Genomic DNA, 16,604 nt, shown 5'->3' on the forward strand with positions numbered 1-16,604 from the left:
AAACAGTTCATACAATAAAAAACACGTCAACCTTTGGCCTTGGTACTTAGTCCCTGACCTTACCAATGAGCACTGGAATTCAGCCGACAACTGAAAGAGGGTAGCACGCCAAACATGGAAGTTTGGCGAGGCGCAGCGACGTAGGGAGCGGCTCTGCGCCGGTGCGTAAGCCCGAATGAAGGCGGAGGGAAGTCGCCATCAGGCGACCTGGATTCGTGTGCGAAGGCGCGGGGGTGCAGGGGGCGTTCGCCCTAACGCCCCTTGCTCGACCGCCGCACATTAATCAATCCGGAAACCGGATTCAGAAGCGGTCGAAACCTTCACCAAAACAAATCTGCGGGTTATTTCCCCTCATGATTCTGACTCGCCGACAAAATACACAACACCCCCAGCAAATTCGCGAACCGAATCCCTACCTTCGCCTTAGAGTACACCTTCGGTTTGGCGTGATAGGCAATGCCCAAACTCGCCACTTTAATCATTTTCAGATCATTCGCTCCATCACCAATAGCCACCGTTTGCTCCATTGGGATGGACAGTTCTTCTGCCAGTTGCTGTAATTTAACAGCCTTAAATTTTGCATCTACAATCGGGCCGGTGACTTTACCGGTCAGTTTACCCTGCTTAATACCGAGCTGATTGGCAGATACCGACACCAGATTCAGTCTCTCTTTTAAATGGTCAGCAAAATAAGTGAATCCACCGGAAACAATCGCCACATGCCAGCCAGCCTCATGTAGCTTTTCCACCAGCGTGGTTAGCCCCGGCATCAACGGCAAACTTTCTCTGACTTGCTCAAGGATAGCGGAATCCGCATCTTTCAGCGTCGCCACTCTTTGACGTAAGCTGGCAGCAAAATCCAACTCACCACGCATTGCCCGTTCGGTGACTTCAGCAACCTGTTCACCAACGCCAGCCAGCTTGGCAATTTCATCAATGCATTCAATCTCAATGGCGGTAGAGTCCATATCCATCACCAGCAATCCAGGCGAACGTAATGATGGCAGATTCCCCATTTGAGCAACATCAAACTGATACTCTTCTGCAATCTTCTTCGCTTTGGTGGATAACACACCGGCCAAGCGTATCACCTGATATTCTTCCACCGTCCAGGCGGAAACCACTACCAGAGGTTCACACAGCCTGCGTTGGAACTGGGATAAACGCTGTTTATCTAATCCTTTACCATACAGTAGCCAGCCCGTATGACCGGCCCAATAGTCAAGCGGCATGACCTCGTCACCACTCAATGACAGCGGCAACCCTGGCCAGCAGTCTATTTCTGCGGGTAAATCGCTATAGGTCAGGCTAATTGGCATGCTACAACTCCTTAAAAACGAGGCTTCTTTGCACAAAAAAATGGTTTCAATGGCAAAACAGCGTTCCAAGCTATCCTAATGAATAGAGTTCTGGCAACATAAAACATCTTCAGCACATAAGGTAGTTGCATGACCAAACGGCTCAAGTTCAAATTTCACCTACATCGAATTGTTATCGTTTTGTTCTGTCTGGCATTATTAGTCGCCCTGATGCAGGGTGTTTCCTATTTCAGCTTAAACAACCAGACAGCACAAGCGAAACAATCACAGGAACTGGCCCGCACGTTGGCAAAACAAGTGACATTTACCCTTGCGCCGCTGTTAGATGGCCCGGTTGACAGCATCGATGACCAAAAAATTAAGCGTATTCTACAACATCTGACCGAACATAGTCGGATCCTCGACGTTTCAGTATATCAAGTGGATGGTACGCTGATTGCACAACAGGGGGATGGTACCAGCGTTCGCGATCGCCTTGCTCTTGACGGTCAGCGCCCCGGTAGCTATTTCAATCAGCAGATCGTGGAAATGATCAATAGCAAGGAAGGACCGTTGGGGTTTATCCGCCTAACTCTGGACACTCATGTACTGGCAACCGAATCTCAGCAAGTAGATAACACCACTAATATGCTGCGCCTGATGTTACTACTGGCCATGGTGATTGGTATTATTCTGGGACGTACGCTATTAATGCAACAACGTAGCGGATGGAAAAAATCGCCCTATCTGTTAACCGCAGGAGATTCAGAACCAGAAGAAACGGCCCTTCCGGCTTCCGACACTGAAAAGCCGATACAGCGAGTGCATAAAAAGAAGCGCCCACACAAAAAGAGACCGTATCGTTAACCGCAACGAAACAGCGCTATGCTATTGGTATACAGCTGCTGTGCAATTTCACTGACCGACTCACTTCGCAGTTGGCACAGTTGCTCAAACACCAATTTAACGCGCTCTGGTCGGTTAGGCTCGCCCTGAAATCCTGACAGCGGCATATCCGGTGCATCGGTCTCTAATACCAGTGATGTTAGCGGTAGCTTTGCTATCACTTTTCGGGTTTTTTGTGCCCGTTCATACGTAATCACACCACCAACACCAATCGAATATCCTAGCCGGATAAAAGCCTGCGCCTGAGATAAACTACCGGAAAAACCATGTACCACACCGGTACGGGGTAACGTATGCTGTTTTAATATTCCGGCTAATTTATCATGCGTACGGCGAGAATGCAGAATCACTGGTAAATCAAAGCGTTTCGCCAACTTAAGCTGCTCTGACAATAGCCATAATTGCCGCTCAGACTGCGGGGTTTCCATATAGTCATCCAACCCAATTTCCCCCACCGCAACAATCTTGCCATCATGTTGACCCAACAATTGCTCCAACTGTTGAAGTCCTTGCTCTCGATGCGAGTCGATATACAAAGGATGCAAGCCTAATGCGCCATAAATCGCGGAAAACTGGCGGGTTAATTGAATGATTCCATCAAACATTTCGCTGGTGACCGCAGGCACAATAATGCGCTCAACGCCAGATTGTGCGGCTAATGTCAGGCTCTCCTGCTCATGATGAACAAAGGGGGGGAAATCAAAATGACAATGAGTATCAATAAATACGGGCGTCACACAACCTCCACTATTAGGGGAATAGCATTATTGCGGACTTATCATATCAGGCTGTAATGGGCGGGAGAATCGCTAGAATCTGAATGTCATCAGATGTATTTTTCAATACATCGACCAACAAATTTTGTGTTCCTGCTGAAGTGCCCATCATCAGATCAAAGGGATCAAAACCTGCGCGTTGAAACTGATTTAGTACTCTGACAGTAAAAATCCCCCGCTGTCCACGCCTTCACAAATCAGCGCAATCTTGTCTGATCCCTCCGGCTTATGGATCAACGGTTTTTTACATCTCAAAATGGCAGGTATTTGGTTTCCCAAATACTAACCTTCTAATTTTTAATGATGGGTTCTCGACTCAGAAGATGCTCTTTCTTGCTCTTTTCCGTAATCTTCTTGCAGAATTCCTGAAAGCCAATCACTGTTTCCCGCAAAGAATTCATCTTCAATGCCAGCCATCTCAGCCCACCAGAGTCGGATAGATCCTTTCCACTGCTTTAGTCTGCCCAGAATAATATCACTATTCATCATAATAGCTCCTCAGTCAGACTGGCAGTAAAGCGTTAACTCGCTTTACTGCGCCATCTTAACGGTTAGTGTTTTACAACCAGATCGTTTTTCACGGTTTTAACGCCTTTTACTTGTTTAGCTATGCTTTCGGCCTGTTTAGCCTGAACCGCTTTATCAATATTACCGGTCAGTAACACTACCCCTTCGCTGGTTTCAACTTTGATTTTGCGTGAAGGGACAATTTTATCTGCCAAGAATTTGGCTTTGACTTCACTGGTAATAGCAGAGTCGCTAACATAGCTCTCTACCGTACTGCCTTTATCTTCTTGTACCTGAAGTTTGTTGCTAACAGATTTCACCCCTTCAACTTTTGCTACCACTTCGTTAGCTTGGGTCATCTGTTCGGGACTGGTGACAAAGCCACTCAGGGTAACAACACCGCCGGTGGTTTCAACTGAGATGTGTGTGCTTTCGATGCTCTTATGATCTAATAACGCACTTTTTACTTTTGCCGTAATTGTGCTGTCACCCATAAAGTTATCGACTTTCGTCATCGATTTGTCGATAGAAGAGCCGACTTTATCAACTGACTTATCAATAGATGTACTGACTTTTTCAACGGCATTTTCGGCCTTAGTTGCCACGGTTTCTTCAGCCCAAGCGCTCCCGCTGACAACAACCGTACTTAATACTATGGCGATAAAAGAACGTGCTAAGGGTACATTTTTCATTGATGATTACCTTTAGGTTTAAATACAGGAATAATGAATAAATCAGCCCACTTGGCAGTGATTCATCCGGTTATATCAACTAACTGCACAATACAATTAGCCAATAACCGTGAATAGCGGTGCAATTATTGGGCCATATCAGTTTAAATGATTAAAAATCAATAGATTATTAATAGTGTGATATATAATAGGAGGTGGACATGTTCTTTTTTAGCGACAAATTCAATGTATTAGTAACATTAAAATAACAAAAAATCATAACTCATTGAATTAATTAAATGCTAACTGTCACCCATCAGCAACACTTCAATATAATCTGTTAAATATTGTCCCAAATATGCGATTAGCTATCGGTATAACTATAGAACACCACAGGTAAACTGTTGTATAGATCACAAAATTTTTGTAAGTCTGTTTATCATTACACTGTTAATCGCTGATTAAATCGAATAAAAAAGGCCCGACGTAAATCGTCAGGCCTGTACACTGCACCAAAATAGTGAAATCAGCGGCTAATTATCACCATTAATGCTCACGCGTTTTACGGAATAGAATGTCCGGATAACGCTCTTGAGTCAGATTAAGGTTAACCATCGTTGGCGCAATATAGCTTAGGTTCTCGCCACCATCTAATGCTACATTCAGCTCGTTCTTGCGTTTAAACTCTTCCAACTTTTTCGCATCGCTACATTCAATCCAGCGGGCGGTAGAAACGTTCACTGATTCATAAATCGCTTCTACGTTATATTCACTCTTCAGGCGAGCTACCACCACATCAAACTGTAGCACCCCAACCGCGCCCACAATCAGATCGTTGTTAGCAATTGGTCGGAAGACCTGAACCGCACCCTCTTCAGAAAGCTGTACCAGCCCTTTCAGCAACTGCTTCTGCTTCAGTGGATCTTTCAGGCGAATGCGGCGGAACAGTTCAGGAGCGAAGTTTGGAATACCGGTGAATTTCATCTCTTCACCCTGAGTGAAGGTATCACCAATTTGAATGGTACCGTGGTTATGCAGGCCGATAATATCTCCTGGATAAGCCTCTTCCACATGGGAACGGTCACCGGCCATGAAAGTCAGCGCATCAGAGATAATCACATCTTTGCCCAAGCGAACCTGACGCAGTTTCATGCCTTTTTCATAGGTTCCTGACACCACACGCATAAAAGCCACGCGGTCACGGTGTTTCGGGTCCATGTTGGCCTGAATCTTAAAGACGAAACCAGAAAACTTCTCTTCCACCGCCGAGACTTCACGCACATCAGTTTTACGCGGCATAGGGGCTGGAGCCCAATCAACCAAACCATCCAGCATGTGGTCCACGCCAAAGTTACCCAAGGCGGTACCAAAGAATACGGGGGTCAGTTCACCCGCCAAGAAAGAATCCAGCTCAAACTCGTGAGAAGCACCTTGCACCAGCTCCAGCTCTTCACGCAGTTGCGCGGCTAAATCCTCACCCACGGCAGAATCCAGTTCCGGATTATTGAGCCCTTTTACAATACGGACTTCTTGAATGATATGGCCTTTACCGCTTTGATACAGATAGGTTTCATCTTTATATAAGTGATAAACCCCTTTAAATAACTTACCGCAGCCAATTGGCCAGGTGATCGGTGAACACATAATTTTCAGTTCACTCTCTACCTCATCCAACAGCTCCATCGGATCGCGGATATCCCGGTCCAGCTTGTTCATAAAGGTCAAAATTGGCGTATCGCGCAGGCGAGTAACTTCCATTAGCTTACGGGTACGATCTTCTACACCTTTTGCCGCATCGATAACCATCAGGCAGCAGTCAACGGCGGTTAATGTACGATAAGTATCTTCAGAGAAATCCTCATGTCCTGGGGTATCTAACAGATTGACCAGACACTCTTTATAGGGAAATTGCATCACAGAGGTCGTAATCGAAATACCACGCTGCTTTTCCATCTCCATCCAGTCGGACTTGGCGTGTTGGTTAGAACCGCGCCCTTTTACCGTACCGGCAGTCTGAATCGCCTGTCCAAATAACAGGACTTTTTCAGTGATGGTTGTTTTACCCGCATCGGGGTGAGAAATAATCGCAAACGTGCGTCGGCACGCTATTTCTGCAGCTCTTGACGTATCTTTCATCAGGGATTCTCTGGAAACTCTCAGGGAGCAAAAAAAGGGAATTATCGTTAATTGGCGGGAATTTTACACACATAGACCGAGAAAGGATAGGTTCCTCTCTGATTAGTCCGCGATTAGAACAAACAACACGCTTGAGTCAATGATGCGACTCCCATTCCTGACCGTAACAACGCATGCATCCTATGACGCCTTGTCAGAAAATGATAACTCTCCGTTAAGTAATGAAAACATTCGCTATCATGTTATTTAATTACTATATTAATAAACGAATCTGATCGTCTCAGAATGTTAAATATACAACTGAGATGCAACGCTATTATTAATAACGCTTTTCACAAAAAAATCATCAACCACTAAGGAGTAGAAAGGATGAAGATTGCAAAGTCACTTGCAGCCCTGTTGGGGGCCATTATTATGACCATCGCAGTTGCCGGTTGTTCACCTACGGCTAAAACAGAAGGTACCGGTGGATATATTGATGACTCCGTGGTTACCACTAAAGTAAAAGCCGCACTTTTAGGTGAAAAAACCATTCACTCTACCCAAATTACCGTCACCACATTTAAAGGAAAGGTACAGCTAAGCGGTTTTGTACGTTCGAAAGATGAATCCAACGCCGCTGAAGACGTGGCTAAAACCGTCGTTGGCGTACGTTCGGTAGAGAACTCGCTACTGGTAAAATAGTTTAGCGTTCAGAGAATAAACAGAAAAAAGCGCGGACGGCTATCACCCAACCCGCGCTTTAAATTTTTATCAATGGCTGATGGCTACAACGTTAGCGCCATAATCACGGCATCTTCTCGTCCATCTGCTGCCGGGTAATAACCTTTTCTGATCGTCACTTCATTAAAATCAAAAGCACGATACAACTCAATGGCGGCCAGATTGGAGGCCCGAACCTCCAGCCACAGCGTCATGACGTCCCGTTGAATTAACTCGTCGATCAGGTATTGCAGCAGTTCTCGCCCTAAACCACGACGCTGAAAATCCGGATGAACCGCAATATTGAATAATGTCGCTTCATCAAGCACCACTTGGGTGATGGCAAAAGCAGCAATAGTGTTATCAATGCTCAATGTTAGATTCAGGTAGCGATCACCCTGATTACTGTTTAGCGTCTGTTCTGTCCAGGGAAATGCATGACTTGCCTGTTCAATTTGCCAGACTGCCGATAAATCATCCGGCTTGAGGAAGGAAATGGTATTCATCGCGACAAATCTGCTGCCATAAGGTACGTTTTGCTTCAGGATTAGCCGCCAGTTCAGGCAGCGTTGGCGTGCTTAATACAGGTAACTCAGCCAGTACAGCCGGTAAATCGGGGAATTGCTCTAGCCCCATCAACCAGAATACACAGCGGGTATCTTCCGGCACCATCATGGCCTGTTCGGGAGTCAGGCAATATACCTGTTCTACCGAAAGGAACATGGCGCGCAAAATATCTTGCATCAACGGTGAAGAAAGCGGAGGTAGCAGTTCTGCCAATAAAATCACTTTAAGGTTAACCGGCAAAACCATGGCAACTTCCCCCTGCAACGCAGCCGGACGCCTCAGTTGATACTGCCTGATGCCCATTTGTTCCAGTTGCCAGTCACGCCGTGATGTCGTCATGATTACCCACTACTCGCTATCAATTTCATAATTAAGCTGCGCTATGCTAGCAAACCCATCGAATAACCGCCAATAAAGCTCTATAATTCGGCGCAAATACCATTTGAGGCATTTCCATAACTGATTCACCCGCCTGCCTCACAGGAGAATACTATGTCCGTTTTTTGCCCGGCCAGTGAAGTGATGCTGCGCCATGCCGATGAATTTACCGAGCGCCGCGTACTGTTTGCCGGCGATCTGCAAGACGATCTTCCCTGCCAGTTTGAAGCGAGAGAAGTTCGGGTTCACTGTTCTCAGTATCACCACTGGCGTCAACTCGCTCGTACTCTGGGGGAAAAAGCCCAGTTTAGTTTACTGCCACCGCCGGAACTGATTGATGGTTGCGACACGCTGATTTTCTACTGGCCAAAAAGTAAGCAGGAAGCCCAGTTTCAATTAAATGCCCTGCTCAATCAGTTACCCATTGGTACCGACCTGTTCATCGTCGGAGAAAACCGCAGCGGCGTACGCAGTGCAGAAACCCTGCTGGCAGATTTTGGCCCCATCGCCAAAATGGACAGCGCTCGTCGCTGCAGCCTCTATCACTTCCGTTCAGAGCGTCAGGCACAATTTGATGTATCTCAATGGTGGGATGAGTATCAGGTTGATGATGTGATAGTCAAAACCTTGCCAGGCGTATTCAGCCGTGATGGGTTTGATGTGGGTAGTCAATTGCTCCTTTCTGCGTTGGAAAATGTAAAAGGCAAAGTGCTGGACGTAGGCAGCGGTGCAGGTGTGCTATCGGCGATTCTTGCCCATGAAAACCCGGGCCTGAATCTGACCCTAAGCGATGTTAACGCAGCCGCACTCGAATCCAGTAAAGCCACTATCAGCGCGAATGTGTTACAGGCAAAAGTGATTGCCAGCGATGTATTCTCTGATATTGAAGGTCGTTTTGACTTTATTATTTCCAATCCGCCGTTTCATGATGGCTTACAAACCAATCTGACCGCGGCTGAATCCCTGATCCGTGGTGCGACAAAACATCTACAATTAGGTGGGCGTTTGTGCATTGTTGCTAATGCCTTCCTGCCTTATCCCGATCTTCTAGATGCGACCTTTGGCAGTCATGAAGTGTTGGCACAAACCGGTCGTTTCAAAGTCTATCAGTCCATATTAGGCCGTCCGTCAGCAGCACCGAAAGATAAAAAAGCAACAAAGAAACGATAAACAATCGATCCCTTAAGCTATATACTTAAGGGATCCCTATCGCATCATTAATTCGAACCTTTTCCCCCTGAATCTGGCTTTATACCCACTGCTCGTCACTGTTGTCGCCAGATTGCGGGATACAATTAACCCTCCGCTAAACGGGGCACGTTATGATTCGATTTGCTGTTATTGGTACCAACTGGATTACCCAACGTTTTATTGACGCTGCACATGCTACCGGAAAGCTGAAACTCACTGCGGTGTACTCCCGCAGTCTAGAAAGCGCCCGCGGTTTCGCAGACCCTAATAAGGTAACGCTGCTGTTTGACGATCTTCAGGCGTTGGCTGAAAGCCAAGAGATTGATGCGGTATATATTGCCAGCCCGAACTCATTCCACTATTCACAAGCGTTGTTGATGCTACAGCACCACAAGCATGTGATATGTGAAAAGCCTCTGGCTTCACACATTCAGGAAGTAGAAAGCTTGATCGCCTGTGCTAAGAAGCATCAGGTCGTGTTGTTTGAAGGATTTAAAACCGCTTGGTTACCTAACTTTATCCTGTTGCAACAGATGCTGCTGCGTATCGGTAAAGTGCGTAAAGCATTTATTAACTACTGTCAGTACTCTTCACGCTATCAACGTTATCTCGACGGTGAAAACCCGAATACCTTTAATCCCACTTTCTCTAACGGCTCAATCATGGATATCGGCTACTACTGTTTGGCCAGCGCCATTAGCCTATTTGGAGAACCTAAAGGGTTAGACGCCAGCGCAGGGCTACTGGACTCTGGCGTTGATGGACACGGCACGGTTTGGATGAACTATGGCAATTTTGATGTAGTTCTGTTTCATTCCAAGGTCAGTAATTCTGATATTCCCAGTGAAATTCAGGGTGAAGAAGGAACGCTGGTGATCGAGAAAATATCCGAGTGCCATAAGATTACCTTTACCCCACGGGGCGGCCAGCCACAGGATATCTCGCTGCCACAGCATGAAAACACCATGTTCTATGAAGCAAATGTATTTGCCGAGCTAATTGAACAACAGAGTATTGACCACGCAGGTATTCCCGTCTCGCGCAGTACATCCCGAATATTGACTGAGATACGCGCACTTACCGGCGTGAAATTTCCTGCCGACACCCCGTCAGGGCTGTCTCATTGAGGGAAGATTGATAGCGGAATTTAAACCGGTAGGATTCTGATAGTAAAAGAATCTTACCGGTGAGGCATTATCCGTAAGTATTAACGACGAACCGCAATAACTTCGATTTCTATTTTTGCATCTTTGGGTAAACGGGCCACTTCCACACAAGAACGCGCCGGAAATGACGGTGCATGGTTCTCAGTAAAGAAGGCCTCATATGCCGCATTAACCGTGCCGAAGTCATTTAAATCTTTAACGAATACCGTGGTTTTTACAATATCAGCTACTTTCAGGCCGGCGGCTTCCACAATCGCTTTCACATTCTCTAAAGACTGACGAGCCTGAGCCGCTACATCCTCAGGAAATACACCTGTTTTAGGATCGATTGGAAGCTGACCAGATGTGATAATCATACTGCCCAGATCTACGCCCTGTACGTACGGACCAATTGCCGCTGGTGCTTTGTCAGTATTAATAATGTGGGACATGGATTCTCCTTAGTTTATAAGTGTCGTTTTTGTCATGTTGAGATCAATTACGCCAGTCATTATAAGGCGCTGACAGAAAGATGCACCATAAGCCGCTAAACAAAGAAAGTAAATCCAATAATTCTTAACTATTCAATACGTCATTCTAATGTGGTGATGGTCGACTATTGATAATAAAATACTTTGCCTATTTTCCTGATGTAATAGAATATGAAACATGATTTCATTTTGAATAAGGAGTAAACATGATCGCCGGAAATATCCACCACTTAGAGCTTGTCCCTTACCTTCCAGCCAAGCTAAAACAGGCTATCGAATACATTAAAAGCAACATCACTAACGATACGCCATTAGGTAAGCATGATATTGATGGTAATAATGTGTTTGTACTGATTTCCAACGATAGCACCGATGAGTTGCAAAACCGCCGCGCTGAGTATCATGAACGCTACCTAGATATTCAGATCGTACTAAAAGGTGAAGAAGGTATGGTATTCAGTAACCTACCGGCTGGTACGCCTACCGATAATTGGCTAGCAGATAAAGACATCGCCTTTTTACCTTCTGGCAAACAAGAAAGACAAATGATTATGCAAGAAGGCGACTTCGTGGTTTTCTACCCTGGCGAAGTACACAAACCCCTGTGCGCCGTTGGCAAACCTGCTCACGTACGTAAGGCTGTGGTTAAAATGTTGGTGAGCGCGCTGTAAAGCCATAAATACAAAACCGCCCTGTTTGGTTGCCGATTGGCATAAGATGGGGTGATTTTAATTTTTGGTACCGCTTTTCGCCCTTATCCCTTGATCTATTTGTTGAGCACTGGAATTCAGCCGACAACTGAGTGAGGGAGCACGACCAACATGAATATTGGTCGTGGCGCTGCTTCGCCGGGAGCGAATCAGCGCCGGTGCGTAAACCCGAACGAAGGCGGAGGGTAGTCGCCACAGGCGACCTGAATTCGGGTGCGAAAGCGCGGGATTGTTAAGGGAGTTCGCCAACCCACTTAACTCGGCCACTTGCACGATAGACAATTTAGACTCTGCACTATTTAGTGGACGAAACCAGCTCCCAACTAAATTTTTACCTGTTCGACAAAAAATTAATATGAGTGTACCAACGTCGCCACCATCACCGCCTTGATAGTATGCATCCGGTTCTCCGCCTGATCGAACACCACACTGTGGACTGATTCGAATACGTCATCAGTCACTTCCATACCGCCATGTAATCCATATTGTTCCGCCATCTGTTTGCCCATTACGGTTTGATCGTCATGGAACGCTGGCAGGCAGTGCAGAAACTTCACCTGTGGATTATGAGTTAGCTCAATCATAGCTTGATTAACCTGATAAGGTTTGAGTAAAGCAATACGCTCTTTCCATACCTCTTTTGGCTCTCCCATCGACACCCAAACATCGGTATACAGGTAATCAACCCCTTCAACGCCCTGAGCAACACTTTCCGTCAGCGTAATGCGGGCACCGGTCTTTTTAGCAATCGCCTGACAGCTTTCGACTAAAGACTCCTGCGGCCAGCAGGCTTTTGGTGCGACCAGCCGAATATCCATCCCCATCAGGGCCGCCCCTTCCAGCAATGAATTTCCCATATTGTTGCGGGCATCCCCCAAATAGGCGAACTTAACCTGAGACAGGGATTTTTGCGGCGAATGCTCCTGCATGGTCAACAGGTCAGCCAAAATCTGAGTTGGATGAAACTCATCCGTCAGGCCATTCCATACCGGAACGCCAGAAAATTCCGCCAGCGTTTCAACAATCTTCTGACCAAAACCACGATACTGAATACCATCATACATACGGCCCAATACCCGGGCTGTGTCTTTTATTGATTCTTTATGTCCAATCTGACTACCGCTCGGACCAAGATAAGTCACTCTGGCACCCTGATCGAAGGCCGCCACTTCAAAAGCACAACGGGTACGGGTGGAATCCTTCTCAAAGATTAACGCAATGTTCTTACCGCTCAACAGCGGCTGCTCTGCGCCACTTTTTTTATCTTTTTTTAGTTTGGCAGATAAAGCCAGCAATGCGGCAATTTCATTTGGACTAAAATCAAGTAACCGGAGTAGATGACGCTGATAAAACTGAGGCATTAGACTGTCTCCCTGAGCATAAATGGAAAGTATCGCAATAAATTGAATTAAAAATCAATTTATATGAATTAATATTCACAATCAACCCGATAATACAGAAAACTTTCTCTTTCCTGTGGAGCTACCGGTTGCACTATGTGAGAATACCGTTAACTGACTATCCTAATAGGAAAAATATCATGGCTAATGACGAACTAAGTATCCTGCTGGAAGAACAACGCGAAGAAACCCGCCTGATTATTGAAGAATTACTGGAAGATGGCAGCGACCCTGATGCGCTGTACGCCATCGAACATCACCTCTCTGCGGAAGATTTCGACACGCTGGAAAAAGCAGCGGTAGAAGCTTTCAAACTCGGCTATGAAGTCACCGAGCCGGAAGAATTAGAAGTAGAAGATGGCTTAGTTGTTCTTTGTTGTGACGTGGTCAGCGAAGTTTCCCTCAATGCTGAGATCATTGATAAACAAGTTGAACAACTGATCAAACTGGCGGATCGCTTCGACATCAATTACGACGGTTGGGGCACCTATTTTGAAGATCCTAACGGTAATGACGATGATGAGGACGATGACGGCGAATATCCTATGGATGATGAGGATGACACCGGAACGCGTCATTAATTTTCACTAACCTGAGGTTGATTGCATGGCCAGACAGCGCATGCGTTATATCACTTTGCCTAGCGGGGACGATGTCCCGGTATTTGGTCAGGGTACCTGGTTTATGGGGGAACGCAGCTCCGATATTCAACGCGAAATTCAAACCTTGCGTCATGGTATTGAGCGGGGTTTATCACTGATTGATACCGCAGAAATGTATGCTGATGGTGGTGCCGAACGCGTCGTTGGCGCAGCAATTAAAGGCTGTCGTGACGATGTGTTTCTGGTCAGTAAAGTACTTCCTAGTAATGCCAGTGCACAAGGGACTATTGCTGCCTGTGAAGGCAGCTTAAAACGCTTGGGCACGGAATACATTGACCTCTATTTGCTACACTGGCGAGGCCATATTCCGTTAAAAGAGACGGTTAACGCAATGGAAGACCTCGTGGAACAAGGGAAAATCGGCCAATGGGGCATCAGCAATTTTGACGTCAACGATCTGGAAGCGCTAATGACCCTTGTGGACAATGAGCAAATTGCCACCAATCAGGTGCTGTATAACCTCTCCCGTCGGGGGATTGAATACGACCTGCTGCCATGGTGTCGCAGTAATAGTATGCCCGTCATGGCCTATTCGCCCATTGAACAGGCTCGCCTGCTGGAGCACCCTGCGCTGGTGACGGTGGCAAAACGTCATCACGCTACGCCAGCGCAAATTGCGCTGGCGTGGGTATTGCGCGATCACAATATTATTACGATTCCTAAAGCCTCTACTGTTGAACATATGATAGAGAATATTGGTAGTTTAAGTATTCATCTGGAGCATGAGGATTACGTTACGCTAGATGCGGCATTCCCACCGCCATCGCGGAAGAAACCTTTGGAAATGCTTTAACACGCTATAATCAGGGCGAATAAAATGGCTGACACATTTATTCGCCCGTGATTATTTCAATCGCAATCCGTTCGCTGAAGTTTTAATTAAACTAATATAATCAGCAAATTATATTAATAATTGATTGCGACTCTGGCCCTGTCTTTTTGCCGAAAAAAAGTCACCGGTTCATACTTATCAACATTTACAACAGGTTTTAGATCAGTGGTTGCGTTACTGATTAAATCAATTAATATCTTGGCATCACTTGATAACACTTATCGTAATATTCAGTAAGGATACTCATGAGAAGACTTCCAATTTACCTAATGCTGGACACGTCCGGTTCAATGACCGGAGAACCCATTGAAGCAGTAAAAAATGGTGTTCAGACTCTGTTATCAACTCTGCGACAGGATCCCTATGCATTAGAAACCGCCTATCTGTCGGTTATCACCTTCGATTCATCTGCCCGGCAAATCATCCCTCTCACTGAACTGCTTAACTTTAAATCCCCTGATTTAGTAGCGACCGGTACAACCGCCTTCGGTGAAGCCTTATCACTATTATCCAGCAGTATTGAGAACGAAGTTCAGAAAACCACAGCAGAAATTAAAGGTGACTGGCGTCCACTGGTATTTATTATGACCGACGGCGCACCAACCGATGACTGGCGTAAAGGTCTGGCTGACTTTAAGAAAGCACGTACTGGCGTGGTGGTTGCCTGTGCCGCAGGTCAACATGCTGACACCTCTGTGCTACGAGAAGTCACCGAAGTGGTGCTTCAACTCGACACCGCGGATTCCAACTCCATCAAAGCATTCTTTAAATGGGTATCCGCCAGTATTTCAGTCGGTAGCCAAAAAGTTGATTCTGGGCAAAAAGAGGTGACCGGCCTCGATGATCTACCGCCACCACCACCTGAAGTTAACGTTGTACTGTAACGAGATTAAAATTAAGGAGAAGTTATGGCTGTTAGTTTAAGTAAAGGACAAGGCGTTAGTTTAAAGAAAAATGAGTTTGATTTGTCCTCAGTCACCATCGGCTTAGGCTGGGATATCAATGAAGAGAAAAAAGGCTTCTTTGGTAGTCTGATGGGCAAAAAAAGCGAAGATTACGATTTAGACGTTGCCGCCTTCTTATGTGATGAGAATGGTAAAGTTAAAGATCTCGGTAACCAAACTAATGGCCGCCCAACGTTAGTCAATGGCGACATTGTTTTCTTTAACAGTCAAAAACATAAGTCTGGTCAAATCTGGTTAACCGGCGATAACCGTACGGGTGAAGGCGATGGTGATGATGAACAAATCATTGCTAAATTAAATACCCTAGGCCCGGAATACGCCAAGATTGTATTTATCGTACAGATCTACAAAGGCCAAGAATTACAACAAAACTTTGGAAAAGTGAAAAACGCCTATATTCGCGCCGTTGATGCAAAAAATATCGAAATGGCGCGATTCAATCTGTCCGGTGGTGCTGAATATGCAAACCAGTGTTCACTGCTGTTTGCAGAATTAGTCAGAGAAGATAGCGGTTGGAAACTTAACGCAATCGGTGAACCATCGCCTTCCGACAGTTTTGTGTCACACCTGAAGGACTACGTTTAATGAGAAGGCTACCCGTCTATATTCTGCTGGATACATCAGGCTCAATGCGTGGGGAGCCGATTCATTCAGTGAATGTTGGTATTCAAGCAATGCTCAATGCGCTCAAGCAAGATCCTTATGCCTTAGAAAGCGTGCATATTTCGATTATCACCTTTGATAATGAAGCCAGAGAGCATACTCCACTGACCGCACTGGAAAACTTCCAGTTTACGGATATTGAAGTACCCAGTGCCGGTGGAACCTTTATGGGCGCTGGCCTTGAATTACTGATTAAGCTGGTAGATCGTGACGTTAAGCGTTCAACTGAAGATCAAAAAGGTGATTGGCGCCCGCTGGTGTTCCTGATGACTGACGGTAGCCCATCGGATGCTTATGCTTACACTCAGGCCATTGAGGAAATCAAGAAGCGTCCTTTTGGTTCAATTATTGCCTGTGCCGCGGGGCCTAAAGCCAAGCATGAATATTTGACCCAACTAACCGACCGGGTGGTTTCTCTCGATACGTTAGATTCCACTGCCTTTTCCAGCTTCTTCAAATGGGTATCGGCAAGCGTTTCTGTTGGTAGCAGTAGTGCAGGGATTACAGACACACAACGTACTCTCCCACCACCTCCCCCGGAAATTCAACTGGTTCTGTAAAACCCGAATGGCAAAGAGTCTCTCATGCGAAGCTTTGCTATTCT

Annotated in this window: 20 protein-coding genes and 1 pseudogene; 10 read left to right on the top strand and 11 right to left on the bottom strand. The window is 46.0% G+C overall.

From position 1 onward, the window contains the following. Nucleotides 1-341: 341 nt before the first annotated feature. Nucleotides 342-1,319 carry a phosphoserine phosphatase gene (serB, locus tag HYN51_RS11990; RefSeq protein ID WP_108900244.1) on the bottom strand — a complete coding sequence of 326 codons (978 nt, stop codon included), beginning with the start codon at nucleotides 1,317-1,319 and terminating at the stop codon, nucleotides 342-344. 129 nt (nucleotides 1,320-1,448) lie between these two features. On the opposite strand from serB, the gene HYN51_RS11995 reads away from it, so the two are divergent. Then, on the top strand, nucleotides 1,449-2,165 hold the full coding sequence (locus tag HYN51_RS11995; RefSeq protein WP_108900245.1) for a YtjB family periplasmic protein: 717 nt from the start codon (nucleotides 1,449-1,451) through the stop codon (nucleotides 2,163-2,165). On the opposite strand, the gene HYN51_RS12000 is transcribed toward HYN51_RS11995, so the two are convergent. The 5 genes and pseudogenes from HYN51_RS12000 to prfC all read right to left on the bottom strand — a co-directional run bounded on the left by HYN51_RS12000 (nucleotide 2,162) and on the right by prfC (nucleotide 6,294). Beyond that, the gene (locus tag HYN51_RS12000) at nucleotides 2,162-2,941 is read right to left on the bottom strand and encodes a TatD family hydrolase (protein ID WP_108900246.1); all 780 of its coding nucleotides are present in this window, start codon (nucleotides 2,939-2,941) and stop codon (nucleotides 2,162-2,164) included. The genes HYN51_RS11995 and HYN51_RS12000 overlap by 4 nt on opposite strands. Before the next feature lie 118 nt (nucleotides 2,942-3,059). Beyond that, nucleotides 3,060-3,259, bottom strand: a pseudogene (locus HYN51_RS12005) (hypothetical protein); the annotation flags it as partial. An 18-nt stretch (nucleotides 3,260-3,277) separates the two neighbouring features. Next, nucleotides 3,278-3,469, bottom strand: a complete 192-nt coding sequence (locus HYN51_RS12010; protein WP_407936322.1) for a CsbD family protein — start codon at nucleotides 3,467-3,469, stop codon at nucleotides 3,278-3,280. 62 nt (nucleotides 3,470-3,531) lie between these two features. After that, nucleotides 3,532-4,179: a molecular chaperone OsmY gene (osmY, locus tag HYN51_RS12015; protein WP_108900247.1), complete on the bottom strand. Its 648-nt coding sequence runs from the start codon at nucleotides 4,177-4,179 to the stop codon at nucleotides 3,532-3,534. Nucleotides 4,180-4,704: 525 nt separating this feature from the next. Then, nucleotides 4,705-6,294, bottom strand: a complete 1,590-nt coding sequence (gene prfC, locus HYN51_RS12020) for a peptide chain release factor 3 (RefSeq protein ID WP_108900248.1) — start codon at nucleotides 6,292-6,294, stop codon at nucleotides 4,705-4,707. Nucleotides 6,295-6,663: 369 nt separating this feature from the next. Between prfC and HYN51_RS12025 the strand changes: the two genes are divergently transcribed. After that, nucleotides 6,664-6,978 (top strand): BON domain-containing protein, encoded by a 315-nt coding sequence (locus tag HYN51_RS12025; RefSeq protein ID WP_108900249.1) that lies wholly within the window; start codon nucleotides 6,664-6,666, stop codon nucleotides 6,976-6,978. A gap of 83 nt (nucleotides 6,979-7,061) precedes the next feature. Here HYN51_RS12025 and rimI read toward each other — a convergent pair whose 3' ends face one another. Further along, entirely contained in the window at nucleotides 7,062-7,502 is a 441-nt protein-coding gene (gene rimI, locus HYN51_RS12030) for a ribosomal protein S18-alanine N-acetyltransferase (protein WP_108900250.1), read from the bottom strand. Continuing rightward, nucleotides 7,471-7,902 carry a DNA polymerase III subunit psi gene (locus tag HYN51_RS12035; protein WP_108900251.1) on the bottom strand — a complete coding sequence of 144 codons (432 nt, stop codon included), beginning with the start codon at nucleotides 7,900-7,902 and terminating at the stop codon, nucleotides 7,471-7,473. The genes rimI and HYN51_RS12035 overlap by 32 nt, the downstream gene beginning before the upstream one ends. Nucleotides 7,903-8,055: 153 nt before the next feature. Between HYN51_RS12035 and rsmC the strand changes: the two genes are divergently transcribed. Both rsmC and HYN51_RS12045 read left to right on the top strand, forming a co-directional pair. Next, nucleotides 8,056-9,111 carry a 16S rRNA (guanine(1207)-N(2))-methyltransferase RsmC gene (rsmC, locus tag HYN51_RS12040; RefSeq protein ID WP_108900252.1) on the top strand — a complete coding sequence of 352 codons (1,056 nt, stop codon included), beginning with the start codon at nucleotides 8,056-8,058 and terminating at the stop codon, nucleotides 9,109-9,111. A gap of 152 nt (nucleotides 9,112-9,263) precedes the next feature. Continuing rightward, entirely contained in the window at nucleotides 9,264-10,259 is a 996-nt protein-coding gene (locus HYN51_RS12045; RefSeq protein WP_108900253.1) for a Gfo/Idh/MocA family protein, read from the top strand. An 80-nt stretch (nucleotides 10,260-10,339) separates the two neighbouring features. On the opposite strand, the gene ridA is transcribed toward HYN51_RS12045, so the two are convergent. Beyond that, nucleotides 10,340-10,729, bottom strand: a complete 390-nt coding sequence (gene ridA / locus HYN51_RS12050; protein ID WP_108900254.1) for a 2-iminobutanoate/2-iminopropanoate deaminase — start codon at nucleotides 10,727-10,729, stop codon at nucleotides 10,340-10,342. A gap of 245 nt (nucleotides 10,730-10,974) precedes the next feature. On the opposite strand from ridA, the gene HYN51_RS12055 reads away from it, so the two are divergent. Beyond that, nucleotides 10,975-11,439 carry a YhcH/YjgK/YiaL family protein gene (locus HYN51_RS12055; protein ID WP_108900255.1) on the top strand — a complete coding sequence of 155 codons (465 nt, stop codon included), beginning with the start codon at nucleotides 10,975-10,977 and terminating at the stop codon, nucleotides 11,437-11,439. A 57-nt stretch (nucleotides 11,440-11,496) separates the two neighbouring features. Here HYN51_RS12055 and HYN51_RS16380 read toward each other — a convergent pair whose 3' ends face one another. Beyond that, nucleotides 11,497-11,760, bottom strand: a complete 264-nt coding sequence (locus HYN51_RS16380) for a hypothetical protein (protein ID WP_157953036.1) — start codon at nucleotides 11,758-11,760, stop codon at nucleotides 11,497-11,499. 68 nt (nucleotides 11,761-11,828) lie between these two features. Continuing rightward, nucleotides 11,829-12,839 carry an ornithine carbamoyltransferase gene (gene argF / locus HYN51_RS12060; protein ID WP_108900256.1) on the bottom strand — a complete coding sequence of 337 codons (1,011 nt, stop codon included), beginning with the start codon at nucleotides 12,837-12,839 and terminating at the stop codon, nucleotides 11,829-11,831. 179 nt (nucleotides 12,840-13,018) lie between these two features. Between argF and rraB the strand changes: the two genes are divergently transcribed. From rraB to HYN51_RS12085, 5 genes are all read left to right on the top strand, one after another. After that, nucleotides 13,019-13,459: a ribonuclease E inhibitor RraB gene (rraB, locus tag HYN51_RS12065; RefSeq protein ID WP_108900257.1), complete on the top strand. Its 441-nt coding sequence runs from the start codon at nucleotides 13,019-13,021 to the stop codon at nucleotides 13,457-13,459. A 25-nt stretch (nucleotides 13,460-13,484) separates the two neighbouring features. Next, on the top strand, nucleotides 13,485-14,333 hold the full coding sequence (locus HYN51_RS12070) for an aldo/keto reductase (RefSeq protein ID WP_157953037.1): 849 nt from the start codon (nucleotides 13,485-13,487) through the stop codon (nucleotides 14,331-14,333). Nucleotides 14,334-14,617: 284 nt separating this feature from the next. Continuing rightward, a complete protein-coding gene (locus HYN51_RS12075; RefSeq protein WP_108900258.1) occupies nucleotides 14,618-15,256 on the top strand; it encodes a vWA domain-containing protein in 639 nt (212 codons plus the stop codon). Nucleotides 15,257-15,280: 24 nt separating this feature from the next. After that, complete coding sequence (locus HYN51_RS12080; protein ID WP_108900259.1) at nucleotides 15,281-15,922, top strand: TerD family protein; 642 nt, start codon at nucleotides 15,281-15,283, stop codon at nucleotides 15,920-15,922. Next, nucleotides 15,922-16,560, top strand: a complete 639-nt coding sequence (locus HYN51_RS12085; protein WP_108900260.1) for a vWA domain-containing protein — start codon at nucleotides 15,922-15,924, stop codon at nucleotides 16,558-16,560. The genes HYN51_RS12080 and HYN51_RS12085 overlap by 1 nt, the downstream gene beginning before the upstream one ends. Nucleotides 16,561-16,604 lie beyond the last annotated feature (44 nt).

The sequence above is a fragment of the Limnobaculum parvum genome, assembly GCF_003096015.2.
In the GTDB taxonomy this organism is placed as follows: domain Bacteria; phylum Pseudomonadota; class Gammaproteobacteria; order Enterobacterales; family Enterobacteriaceae; genus Limnobaculum; species Limnobaculum parvum.

Excerpts from the sequence above, each read along its gene's own strand:
- HYN51_RS12055 (WP_108900255.1), top strand. The coding sequence starts at position 10,975 with ATGATCGCCGGAAATATCCACCACTTAGAGCTTGTCCCTTACCTTCCA.
- ridA (WP_108900254.1), bottom strand. The coding sequence starts at position 10,729 with ATGTCCCACATTATTAATACTGACAAAGCACCAGCGGCAATTGGTCCG.
- HYN51_RS12085 (WP_108900260.1), top strand. The coding sequence starts at position 15,922 with ATGAGAAGGCTACCCGTCTATATTCTGCTGGATACATCAGGCTCAATG.
- HYN51_RS12025 (WP_108900249.1), top strand. The coding sequence starts at position 6,664 with ATGAAGATTGCAAAGTCACTTGCAGCCCTGTTGGGGGCCATTATTATG.
- rimI (WP_108900250.1), bottom strand. The coding sequence starts at position 7,502 with ATGAATACCATTTCCTTCCTCAAGCCGGATGATTTATCGGCAGTCTGG.
- HYN51_RS11995 (WP_108900245.1), top strand. The coding sequence starts at position 1,449 with ATGACCAAACGGCTCAAGTTCAAATTTCACCTACATCGAATTGTTATC.
- serB (WP_108900244.1), bottom strand. The coding sequence starts at position 1,319 with ATGCCAATTAGCCTGACCTATAGCGATTTACCCGCAGAAATAGACTGC.
- HYN51_RS12035 (WP_108900251.1), bottom strand. The coding sequence starts at position 7,902 with ATGACGACATCACGGCGTGACTGGCAACTGGAACAAATGGGCATCAGG.
- HYN51_RS12070 (WP_157953037.1), top strand. The coding sequence starts at position 13,485 with ATGGCCAGACAGCGCATGCGTTATATCACTTTGCCTAGCGGGGACGAT.
- rraB (WP_108900257.1), top strand. The coding sequence starts at position 13,019 with ATGGCTAATGACGAACTAAGTATCCTGCTGGAAGAACAACGCGAAGAA.
- HYN51_RS12075 (WP_108900258.1), top strand. The coding sequence starts at position 14,618 with ATGAGAAGACTTCCAATTTACCTAATGCTGGACACGTCCGGTTCAATG.
- argF (WP_108900256.1), bottom strand. The coding sequence starts at position 12,839 with ATGCCTCAGTTTTATCAGCGTCATCTACTCCGGTTACTTGATTTTAGT.
- HYN51_RS12010 (WP_407936322.1), bottom strand. The coding sequence starts at position 3,469 with ATGATGAATAGTGATATTATTCTGGGCAGACTAAAGCAGTGGAAAGGA.
- osmY (WP_108900247.1), bottom strand. The coding sequence starts at position 4,179 with ATGAAAAATGTACCCTTAGCACGTTCTTTTATCGCCATAGTATTAAGT.
- rsmC (WP_108900252.1), top strand. The coding sequence starts at position 8,056 with ATGTCCGTTTTTTGCCCGGCCAGTGAAGTGATGCTGCGCCATGCCGAT.
- HYN51_RS12045 (WP_108900253.1), top strand. The coding sequence starts at position 9,264 with ATGATTCGATTTGCTGTTATTGGTACCAACTGGATTACCCAACGTTTT.
- HYN51_RS12080 (WP_108900259.1), top strand. The coding sequence starts at position 15,281 with ATGGCTGTTAGTTTAAGTAAAGGACAAGGCGTTAGTTTAAAGAAAAAT.
- prfC (WP_108900248.1), bottom strand. The coding sequence starts at position 6,294 with ATGAAAGATACGTCAAGAGCTGCAGAAATAGCGTGCCGACGCACGTTT.